Genomic DNA, 10,742 nt, shown 5'->3' on the forward strand with positions numbered 1-10,742 from the left:
ATGGTAAACGAGAGTTTGAATCCGTAGAGGATATGTTAAAGCAACATCGGCGATATATGAGTCGACACAATAATATTGCACGAAAAGTATTGGGATTCTTAAGCCCAAATCAAATGGTTGAAAAGTATTACGAAAATAAGTATAACGAAGCTGCTTGATGTGTCCACTGATTTTATATTTTTATCGTTTGTTGTCAAGGATCGTTTCACTTTCCTCCTTGACAACAAACTCAAAAAATTCGTTTTGGTGGACAAGACATCAAGCACCACTATTATCAGTTCAGGTAACATATGTTTGACAACCCTAGAGAGAGAAGCTCTAAAAAAGAGCCAACTGACTGGCGATGATCAGTAGTTTATGGTACAATAATAGATGCCGAAAGGCCATAGTACAATAACGAACTTATGAACGAGTCAGGTCCGGAAGGAAGCAGCTATAAGTAGGTTTCGTTATGTGTTCTATGTTTTTTTTTATGATGTTTTATGGGTTAAAATAATAATTAAAAACAATTGAAAGCAATTAAGGGCCATTAAAAATCAGATATCAGTTATTCGAAATATGGCGACTTATGTTACACTAGTAGTGATCAATTTTTAAGGGGGAAAATCAGTGGCATATCAAGCGTTGTACCGTGTTTGGCGTCCTCAACGATTCCAAGATATCGTTGGGCAACAACTTATTACTAAGACGCTACGGCAAGCAGTCTTGTTACATAAAACAAGTCATGCTTATTTGTTTACTGGGCCTCGTGGGACCGGGAAGACAAGTGCGGCTAAGATATTAGCAAAGGCAGTCAACTGTTTGTCTCCTGTTGATGGCGAACCATGTAACGAGTGTGAAGCCTGCAAGGCAATCACAGCGGGCAGTTTCAATGATGTCATCGAAATCGATGCAGCTAGTAATAATGGGGTTGAAGAAATTCGTGATATTAGAGATAAAGCCCGTTATGCGCCAACGCAAGGGAAAGTCAAAGTCTACATCATTGATGAAGTCCATATGTTGTCAACGGGAGCTTTCAATGCCCTGTTAAAAACGCTAGAAGAACCACCGGCTAATGTCATCTTTATTCTGGCAACCACAGAGCCACATAAAATACCGGCAACAATTCTGTCACGGACACAACGGTTTGACTTCAAACGAATCACAGCAGGGCAAATTTCAGACCGTATGGCCTATATCTTAGATGAGACGGGTCAAGCTTATGAGAGTGAAGCCCTTGCTATCATTGCAAGAGCAGCTCAAGGTGGAATGCGTGATGCATTGAGCTATTTGGATCAAGCTATCGCATGCCAACCCGAAAAAGTAACAACGGACTTGGCTCTTAGTGTGACCGGGAGTTTGGAAAAATCTGACCTTGAAGCCTTTGTCGCACACGTTCGTTCGGGAGAAGTTAGTGAGGCGTTAGATATCTTACATCGGCTACTCGCCCAAGGTAAAGAATCTGGTCGTATTATTGAGGATTTTATCTCTTACGCTCGGGACCAACTTGTTCAAGCGGATGGAGAGGATAGTCCTTATTACTATCACTTTATCGATCTGTTGAATGATACGCAACAACAACTCAGGTTTTCAAGCCAACCAACTGTCTATCTAGAAGTCATGACAGTGAAGGCTAGTCGGTTAAAGGATCAAAATGAGCAACACAAAGAATTACTGGCGTTGAAGAAAGAAGTGGCCTTGCTCAACGAGAAATTGGAAACGATATCCGAAGAAGGCTTTGCGAAGGATAGTGGTAGTAGTCGGCAAATGGCCACAAAAAATGGAACACGACTTGATAGAAAAGGACCGTCTCAACCACACGCGTCAACAGAAACGGCTGACGAGAGACAGGCGACAAGTGTTGAAACCAAGTCACGTCCTAAGACTCATACTGCCAAATCATCGAAGGCGTTTGAACCTAATGTCACTAAGATCCATCAAATACTAGGTCAAGCGACTAAGAAAGATATCGCTACCCTTCAAGATGCATGGCAAGATATTTTGCAGATGTTAAAAGCCTCCGAGCGTGCTGTTTTAAAAAGTTCGAAAGTTGTTGCTGCGGGGCCAGATGGTTTCGTCCTAGAGTTTCCGTTTGATATCGTCTGTACCAAAGCTGAAACGAGCGAGTTACATGACGCTGTTGAGTCCTATTTGAAAAATCATTTTAACTATATGGGAAGCTATACAGCAGTTAGTTCACAACGGTGGCCAAGTGTTCGTCAAGACTATATCAAAATGATCCACCACCAATCTCATGAACAAACAGGAGATTCAAACGACTACAATGATAGCGGAAATACTGACGACCCTAGTAGCGCCCTAGTAGAACCACTAGTGGCGGGTATCGAAAACGAAGAAGTTGATGTGGCGAAAAAAGCAGTTGACCTATTTGGAAGCGAGAATGTCGTTGTAAAGGACTAACTGATAATTGGGGTGTAAATAGCTCAGTCAATAAACGTCTGCGATAGTCATCCTATTAAGAGATTATCGTCCTGTAAAAAAGATTAAAGTAGAAAAAAATAAGATTAAAAAAAATAAGATTAAAAAAGATAAGATCAAAAAGATAAGATTAAAAAAGATAAGATCAAACAAAATAAGAGTAAAAAAGATAAAAATCAAAGTAAAAGTAGAGGGGTAATAGAATGCGTGGAATGGGAAATATGGGTAATATGCAAGGCATGATGCAAAAAATGCAAAAGATGCAAAAAGAAATGCAAAAAGCACAAGAGGAACTCAATCAAACTGAATTTACAGGAGAATCTCAAAGTGGCTTAGTAACGGTCAAAATGACTGGTGAATATGAAGTTAAAGAAGTGACAGTTAAACCAGAAGCTGTTGACCCAGAGGAAATCGAATTATTACAAGACCTCATTGTGATGGCTACACAAGATTGCATCAACAAAATTAAAAAGACCAATGATGATACAATGGGCAAATTTACCAAAGGAATGTCGCTTCCAGGACTATAAAAGGTGATAGATCATGCAATATCCACAACCGATCGCTAAGTTGATCGAAAGTTATATGAAATTACCAGGGATCGGGTCAAAGACAGCAGCCAGACTTGCGTTTTACACTTTGGGAATGCCTGAAGACGAGGTGTTGGAGTTTGCAAATGCGTTAGTTAGCTGTCAAAGAGATCTCAAACGCTGTAGTATCTGTGGTAATATTACGGAGGAAGATCCGTGTGAAATCTGTCGGGACACGACAAGAGATCAGTCGACCGTATTAGTGGTTGAAGATTCAAGAGACATTATGTCGCTTGAACGGATGCACGAGTATCACGGCTTGTACCATGTCTTAAATGGCGTTCTCTCCCCGATGGAAGGAACTGGTCCAGAAGACCTCAATATTGGGTCATTAATCAAGCGCCTACAAGACCACGATGACATCAAAGAAGTTATTATTGCAACGAACGCAACGGCGGAAGGTGAAGCGACCGCGATGTATCTCTCGCGGTTGATAAAACCAGCGGGCATTAAAGTGACACGCCTAGCTCATGGCCTTAGCGTGGGATCAGATATCGAGTACGCTGACGAAATGACACTATATCGGGCAATTGAAGGGCGACAGGAGTTATCATAATGGATGGATTGTTTCTCACACTTGAAGGGCCAGATGGTTCTGGTAAAACAACAGCCTTACATAAGGCATTGGCTGTCTTGAAAAAAGAATTTCCCGTGCTAACGATTGTTATCAGTCGGGAACCAGGGGGAACAGCAATCGCTGAAAAAATTCGGCACGTAATCCTAGATCCAGCGAATGAGTTGATGGATAATCGTACAGAGGCCTTATTATATGCTGCTGCTAGACGACAACATATCTGTGAAGTCATCTTACCCCATCTCAGAAAGGGTCACATTATTATCAGTGATCGCTATGTTGATAGTTCAATTGTTTATCAAGGTGTTGCGCGACATATCGGCGTTGAAGCTGTGAAAACATTGAACTACTTTGCAACAGAAGGGTTGACCCCGGCTAGGACGTTTTATTTTGATCTTGATCCTGAGATTGGACTGAAGCGCATCAAAAAAGCCGGTGGTGATAGACCAGATGATCGTCTGGAGAAAGAAAAATTAGCCTTTCACAAAGAAGTTCGGAAGGGCTATTTAACACTTGCGAAAGAAAATCCTGACCGAATTTTCACGATTGATGCCTCAAGATCCGTTGCACAGGTGCAAGAAGACTTGTACAATGAGCTAAAGGAAATGATATCAAGCTATATAAGAAAGAGGGAAAAAGCATGAAATTAATTGTAGCAATTGTACAGGATGAAGATAGTCATGAACTAAATAAGGCTTTACGTAAAAACAAATTTGCAGCAACGCAATTACGGTCTTCTGGGAGTTTCCTAAGAGCTGGCAATACGACTTTCTTGATTGGTGTCAAAGATGAGTTAGTAGAAGACGTTCTTGAAGTCATCAAAGAATTTGGGAAACATCGGACTGAGTTTATCTCGCCAACTTCTTATGCTGAAACGTCACCATTTGGTAGCTTGACACCACCAGTTGAAGTACCTATCGGTGGCGCAACCGTCTTTGTTTTACCAGTAGATGACTTTATCAAGTTCTGATTAGCTTATTAAGGTGTTATCTTTACGTCAATCTACAGTAAACCAACATCCACACCCACTAGTTTAGATAAAGCTAGAATGATTTAACAAGTGTCAGTTAAAGAGAAATGAAATCATGATAAGTGAGGCTATTATGCTAGAAAATACCACCATTAGTCAGTTTAAAAAAGCCATCACTAATGGTGTATTGAGTCATGCCTATTTAATTGAAGGTGGCGATCGGCTACAACGAGAACAAACGGTTTTGAGCATTGCAACGCTGATCATGCAGTCGAGTGATGAGACAATGTCTGATACTAATCGGTATCAGCAGTTGAAAGAGCACGATCATGCTGATTTTATTTGGCTAGAACCAACTGGCCGTTCCATCAAGATTGATCAAATTAGAGAGTTAGTTCATTTGCTATCTCAAGCTGCGAGTGACTCAAAACACCGGGTGTTCGTCATCGAAGAAGCTGACGCTATGACGACATCAGCTAGCAATAGTTTGTTGAAATTCTTAGAGGAACCTGGTCAAAATATGCATTTGTTTTTGTTGACAGAATCGAAAGAAAAGATTTTACCAACGATTCAATCACGGTGTCAGTGGATTCATTTGACACCGCCCAGTGTCCGAACAATTAGTCAGCAATTCGAGCAGTTTGGAATGACAGTCGAGCAAGCGACTTGGTTGGCCTACCACACGAGTGATAGCGATGTAGCAAAGGAATGGCAAGCTGATGATGATTATTGGGAGAAAATCAGTGCTGAATGGACGTTGTTTACTCTGTTGACAACAGGAGATGTACGGGCGTTTGTACGGGTGGATTACTTGGTCGCCCGAGTGGTCACTGATCGAACAAGTGCCATTAGTTACTTAAATGATTTAATTATTATGGCACGTGATGTATTGCTTCTATCTGTTGGTCAAAAAGATGTCATTATCAGTAAACCAGAAAAACGCAAAGACTATGAGAGATTAAAAGATCAGTTATCGGTCGATTATTGGGTCGATTTGATTGCACAAATTAACTTTGCTATCAGAGAAGTTGATGCCAATGTGGCGGTAGCGAGCGCATTTGAACGCTTAGCCATCTGGTCGATACAGAGACAGGAGGGGTTGAATGGCAAACGATGATATAATGACCACTCTGTTTGAATTAGAACAAACAATGGCCCATTTACTCCAAGAAACCCAAACTATGCAGAATCAAATTAGTGCATTGATGCGGGAAAATAAAAATTTAAAAAGTAAAAATGAGAAGTTACAACAATTACTTATCGATTCAAAAGAGACGACGGACCATCAGCCAACAACGAGTCCTGGCCCGAGCGCTTCCACTCAGATGATCACTCAGTTATATCAACAAGGCTTTCATATTTGTAATGAAGAATATGGCAAGCGAATGGGTGAAGGGGAGCATTGTTTATTCTGTGAAGCGATGATTGATCGCTTGCTAGAAGGTAGTGATAGCCATGCCAAGCGTTGAGAAAATCACTCAGTATTTGAAAGATGGGGAACGCGTCGACCAACTTAGGCAAGAAGGAGTCGGAATCATCCAACATCCAGAGGTGTTCGCCTTTTCGATGGATGCCGTCCTACTAGCTTATTTTGCAAAACCACCAAGGCAGCAACGAGCTAAACTTGTCGACCTTTGTGCCGGCAATGGCGCCGTTGCTTTTTTGTTACGTCATAAAGTTATCGCTCCAATTACGTTGGTAGAAATACAAGACCGTTTAGCAGATATGGCTAAGCGTACGATTGCATTAAATGGGGTAGAGGACCGCTATCAGGTAATCAATTGTGATGCCTTGGATGTCCTTGAGTTTATTAAGGCAGATAGTGTCGACTATCTAACCTGCAACCCACCGTATTTTACCAGTGTTCAGCAACAAAAAACGCACCATTTGAAGAGTCACCAACTGGCTAGACATGAAAGTACAGCAACATTCGATGATTTTGCCCGTGTTATTAGTCGCTTACTGAAGACAAGGGGAAAAGCAGCAATTGTACATCGCCCAGAACGGTTAACAGAGCTGTTGTCGACGCTTGGAAAATATCAGTTAGAACCGAAACGCTTGCAGTTGATTTATCCAAAAGTAGGAAAAGAAGCGAATGGTGTTTTGATTGAAGTGATGCATTTGGGTAGTGCGAATGGGTTACATGTTCTCCCTCCAATCATTGTCCATGAGATAGATGATAGCTATACACCATTGATGAAAGAACTGCTTGGGGTATCCTCATGAAGAAGCAAGACAGAACTATGAATAGCACTGTGGACCATGACAAACAGTTGGAAGATGTCGAAGAAAAGCACTTTTTCTATGTCTTGACCTGTAATGACGGCAGTTGGTATGCAGGCTATACCAATAATCTTGACCATCGCTTGAAGATGCATCAAAGTGGTAAAGGAGCGAAGTATACCAGAGCTCATCTGCCAGTTGAGTGTTTCTACTCGGAATGTTATGGGGACAAAACGGCGGCTTTAAAACGTGAAGCGGCGTTTAAGAAATTAACGAGAAGTCAAAAAGAGGGTGAACTACTAGAGTTTGGTGTGACACTACCGCTAAAACGACCCATCACCCGTGTAGATGTTGACCGTAGAGGAGAGAATGGAAATGACTAAAGGAATTTTGTATTTAGTTCCAACGCCGATTGGTAACCTTGGAGATATGACCTTTCGAGCGGTCGACATTTTGAAATCAGTTGATTTGATTTTAGCAGAAGACACGCGACATACCTTGAAACTCTTGAATCATTTTGAGATAACGACTAAGCAGTTAAGTTTCCATGAACATAATACACAATCACGGTTACCAGAGATAATGGCTTTGTTAAACGAAGGCCAGTCGATTGCCCAAGTGAGTGATGCTGGGACACCTTCAATTAGCGACCCAGGTTATGAGTTAGTGGCATTGGCGAGTAAAGAAAGTATCAAGATAGTCCCCTTACCTGGTGCTAATGCTGGGATTACGGCGTTAATTGCCTCAGGATTAACGCCACAACCGTTTTTATTCTATGGTTTTTTAGAGCGGAAAAAGCAGAATAGAATGGCGGAGTTAGAAAATCTAAAAAATCACTCAGAAGCTGTTATTTTGTATGAATCACCATACAGAATCAAGAAATTGTTGAGTGAACTGGCGGAAGTATATGGTGAGGCGCAACCGATTTGTATTGCGCGCGAGTTGACGAAGACCTATGAAGAGTTTATCCGTGGGACAGTTTGTGAGGTGCTTGAGCGCACAAAGGATAAAGTATGGAAAGGTGAGCTAGTTGTCATTGTTGGTCCACATGAAGTAGTCGATTTAACCAGTGGCGAAGAGGATTATAGTCATCTTACAGTGCTTGAACATGTTGATTTAGTGATATCGCAAGATAATCTGACGAGTAAAGAGGCGATTAAAAAAGTCGCGAAACTAAGACAATTGCCAAAACAAGTTGTGTATCGAGCATATCATGAACAATGAAGGTTGTTTCTCAAGCGTTCAACTTTGAGTCATAAGGCGAGATAGCAGAAAATTTGTAATTTTCGAGCTAGATTGACTTATGACCTAAAAGTTGCTTGAGAAACACTGATAAAAGGTTGTTCATGGAGCGGTCAGCTTCGAGACATAAGATGAGCTTGCTGGGAATTTCTAATTCTCAAGGAAGATTAACTTATGTACGAAGAAGTTGCTCCAGGAACACCGTCGATAAGGTTGTTCTAGAGGCGTTAAACTTTGAGTAATAAGGAAGTCCATCCGAAAATAGGCAGTTGAATTTTCGAGATGGACAGAGTTATTACCGAAGAAGTTGCTCCAGGAACACTGGTAATAGAGGTTGTTCATGGAGTGGTCAGCAATGAGACATAAAGCGAGTATAGGTCTATATTCATTGTTGAAAGAATGGAATGGGTTCAGTTAATAGAACAAATTGAAGATAGTAAATAAAATAAATTAGGTTAATTTGATTGAATAGAACAAAAAGGAAAAGGGTTCAAATGAAAGCACCATAGTGGCTTTCATTTGAACCCTTTTTTGATTTTCAAAAAACTCAATAAATTTTGATAACTTTTTCCATAGCCTCTTCTAATAATTGAAAATCACGAGCAGAAGGCTGCCGGTTGATGATCACTGTAGGTTTAGCTGCAATTTCTTTATTTTGTGGCGTTGGGGTACAAGAAGATGTACTGATAAATAAATCAGCTTCTTCAGTATCTAATGTAAATTTAACATGGTAGGAGTTAGTGAAATGAACTGTAATACGGTCTTTTAAGAAATTGCTTATCACAACTGGGTAATTCGTGAATAAATAGACCGAAACAGTGGGTAATAGCTCTTTTGCAGGTGTTAAATTGAGACACATCAATAGACTTTCATTACGAAGATAATCCGAACCCCGAGAGGGATTTGCCTTTAAGAAATTGGACCAAAAACGCTCGAATTTTTGGTAAAAGGTGGGGTATTGACTGCTGATACGTTTAGTATCGATAGTTGTGAAACTGACTAGAAAATCAGCATCCATTTGGACAATACGGAATAGTAATATATCTTTGTAGTAGTTCTTATAGAGATTATTTTTCTCGTCATCTGTCAAAATCCGGAATTCCTCCTCAAAGAAAGAAATCCAAGAATCCATGTATACCAGCGAAATACCACTTTTAATGCGAGATGGATCAATCGTCAATTTGAAATCAAATAAGTTGAATCCATATAATGCTGTAACTAAATAGATCCAGTCAGCGTGATTCCAATTTTCCAAATTTTTAGGAGGAGGTGGGAAAGAAATCTGCTTGAGATACTGTTCCTTCTCCTTAGTTAACTTAAGTCTATAAGGACTGTCTTTGGTTTTATAGTTGATGTAGCAGAGCAAGGCAACGATATCTACCATGTAATCAGTTGTTGATACCTCTAAGTGAGATAGTACTTCTCTAGCAATATCAATATAGAAGTTCGAATTTTTAATCCATGAGACGTCTCTTATACTACCGTGGACAAGATAAAGAAAAGAAAACCCCCAACTTCGAATCTTGAACTCATCCCCCTTGACAGAAATCCGAGATCCGACAGAAATGTTAACATTATATTTGTTCAGTTCTTGATTGGCGTAACGTATCTTACGTCTTAGTTGAGACTCGCTAACGTGATTAGACAGACAGAACTCAGTGGTTGATACAGAGCGTTTCGAATAAAGATATTTAAAAACAGAATAGAAAAATTCTTCTTCATACAATTTTTCAACGATTCTTCTAATATTGACTGAGTTTCTTTTTAGTTTGATACCTTTGCCCTTACTCATTAACAACTCGACCTGAGAATCATCAAAATTGGCTGTGATTGATTGTCGGAGATTATCACAAGATCTTTTCACAGAATTAACAGATGGAATCTTTAATAATTTGGCCAAATGATTGATTGAAATAAAGTCAACTTGATTATCTAAAATTACTAAAATCCTTTTATGTAACATAACAGACGAGAAAATTATTTTATCTTCCATGAATCCTCCAATTAGAACATGTCTTACAGCATAACCAACAAAATGAGAAATAATCTAAACAAAGTTCTAGATTAAGAAAGTAACCCATTCTAAATGAGAATTATTCCTAGATGGTTATCAGAGATAAGACGAGTGTAAAACCTAGCTTTCAGTATAAATCATTACTTTAATAATGCCCAATGATATGAGTTGTAGACTGCGACCTACTTCTAGTTTTAAGTAAGTATCAAACTAACAGTTTGAGATGAGTATAGTAATACAAAATAGCGAAAAGCGTATGTAGAATTATGATTGTTCATATTTACCATTATTATAACACATTAAATGAACGTTTCTTTTGCTAATTATACCTTATCATAGTATTGAGCAACTTTATATACTTTAGAATGAATCCTGAATCATTCATAGATTTTTATACAGGGACATTTTTATCAAAAAATTAGGCGAAACTGAAATGTTTCTTTCTTTTTTACAAATCGATTAGATTCCTTCCTAACGGAAGAAAAGAAAAGTTCATTTCTACTAAAAAAGAGCGCACTTTCCCCTTGTTTTTTTGAATAATTTTTAAAATTATCGATTTAACACTCGAATCATAGGTAAGTTAAATTCTGAAGAATCGTTTCAAACTCTTTGTCATACACATTTGCACAACTGAATTGGATTTGAACTCGACGAGCATGATGTGTCAGTCGAGAAGCGACCTTAATGAACCGAAAACGAATGGTATCGATA

At 39.4% G+C, this 10,742-nt stretch carries 11 protein-coding genes and 1 other RNA gene; 11 read left to right on the forward strand and 1 reads right to left on the reverse strand.

The features are described 5' to 3' along the window. Positions 1 to 377 precede the first annotated feature (377 nt). The 11 genes from ffs to rsmI all read left to right on the forward strand — a co-directional run bounded on the left by ffs (position 378) and on the right by rsmI (position 7,999). Positions 378 to 473: signal recognition particle sRNA small type (ffs, locus tag H541_RS13050), an RNA gene on the forward strand. A 136-nt stretch (positions 474 to 609) separates the two neighbouring features. Next, the gene (gene dnaX, locus H541_RS0109645; RefSeq protein ID WP_022797103.1) at positions 610 to 2,400 is read left to right on the forward strand and encodes a DNA polymerase III subunit gamma/tau; all 1,791 of its coding nucleotides are present in this window, start codon (positions 610 to 612) and stop codon (positions 2,398 to 2,400) included. Between the two features lie 230 nt (positions 2,401 to 2,630). Continuing rightward, on the forward strand, positions 2,631 to 2,948 hold the full coding sequence (locus H541_RS0109650) for a YbaB/EbfC family nucleoid-associated protein (RefSeq protein ID WP_026501760.1): 318 nt from the start codon (positions 2,631 to 2,633) through the stop codon (positions 2,946 to 2,948). A gap of 13 nt (positions 2,949 to 2,961) precedes the next feature. Beyond that, positions 2,962 to 3,564 (forward strand): recombination mediator RecR, encoded by a 603-nt coding sequence (recR, locus tag H541_RS0109655; protein WP_022797105.1) that lies wholly within the window; start codon positions 2,962 to 2,964, stop codon positions 3,562 to 3,564. Next, positions 3,564 to 4,226, forward strand: coding sequence for a dTMP kinase (tmk, locus tag H541_RS0109660; protein ID WP_022797106.1), 663 nt, complete (start codon positions 3,564 to 3,566; stop codon positions 4,224 to 4,226). The genes recR and tmk overlap by 1 nt, the downstream gene beginning before the upstream one ends. After that, positions 4,223 to 4,552, forward strand: coding sequence for a cyclic-di-AMP receptor (locus H541_RS0109665; protein WP_022797107.1), 330 nt, complete (start codon positions 4,223 to 4,225; stop codon positions 4,550 to 4,552). The genes tmk and H541_RS0109665 overlap by 4 nt, the downstream gene beginning before the upstream one ends. Positions 4,553 to 4,667: 115 nt before the next feature. Continuing rightward, a complete protein-coding gene (locus tag H541_RS0109670; protein ID WP_022797108.1) occupies positions 4,668 to 5,669 on the forward strand; it encodes a hypothetical protein in 1,002 nt (333 codons plus the stop codon). Beyond that, positions 5,656 to 6,021, forward strand: coding sequence for an initiation control protein YabA (locus H541_RS0109675; RefSeq protein WP_022797109.1), 366 nt, complete (start codon positions 5,656 to 5,658; stop codon positions 6,019 to 6,021). The genes H541_RS0109670 and H541_RS0109675 overlap by 14 nt, the downstream gene beginning before the upstream one ends. Continuing rightward, positions 6,008 to 6,778 carry a tRNA1(Val) (adenine(37)-N6)-methyltransferase gene (locus tag H541_RS0109680; RefSeq protein WP_022797110.1) on the forward strand — a complete coding sequence of 257 codons (771 nt, stop codon included), beginning with the start codon at positions 6,008 to 6,010 and terminating at the stop codon, positions 6,776 to 6,778. Before H541_RS0109675 ends, H541_RS0109680 begins: the two co-directional genes overlap by 14 nt. Continuing rightward, positions 6,775 to 7,158 (forward strand): GIY-YIG nuclease family protein, encoded by a 384-nt coding sequence (locus H541_RS12290; RefSeq protein ID WP_022797111.1) that lies wholly within the window; start codon positions 6,775 to 6,777, stop codon positions 7,156 to 7,158. The genes H541_RS0109680 and H541_RS12290 overlap by 4 nt, the downstream gene beginning before the upstream one ends. Continuing rightward, the gene (gene rsmI, locus H541_RS0109690) at positions 7,124 to 7,999 is read left to right on the forward strand and encodes a 16S rRNA (cytidine(1402)-2'-O)-methyltransferase (RefSeq protein WP_026501762.1); all 876 of its coding nucleotides are present in this window, start codon (positions 7,124 to 7,126) and stop codon (positions 7,997 to 7,999) included. Before H541_RS12290 ends, rsmI begins: the two co-directional genes overlap by 35 nt. 565 nt (positions 8,000 to 8,564) lie before the next feature. Here rsmI and H541_RS0109695 read toward each other — a convergent pair. Then, positions 8,565 to 10,010, reverse strand: a complete 1,446-nt coding sequence (locus H541_RS0109695) for a helix-turn-helix domain-containing protein (protein WP_022797113.1) — start codon at positions 10,008 to 10,010, stop codon at positions 8,565 to 8,567. Between the last annotated feature and the right edge of the window lie 732 nt (positions 10,011 to 10,742).

Origin of the sequence: Bavariicoccus seileri WCC 4188 (assembly GCF_000421665.1) — a bacterium.
Taxonomy (GTDB): domain Bacteria; phylum Bacillota; class Bacilli; order Lactobacillales; family Aerococcaceae; genus Bavariicoccus; species Bavariicoccus seileri.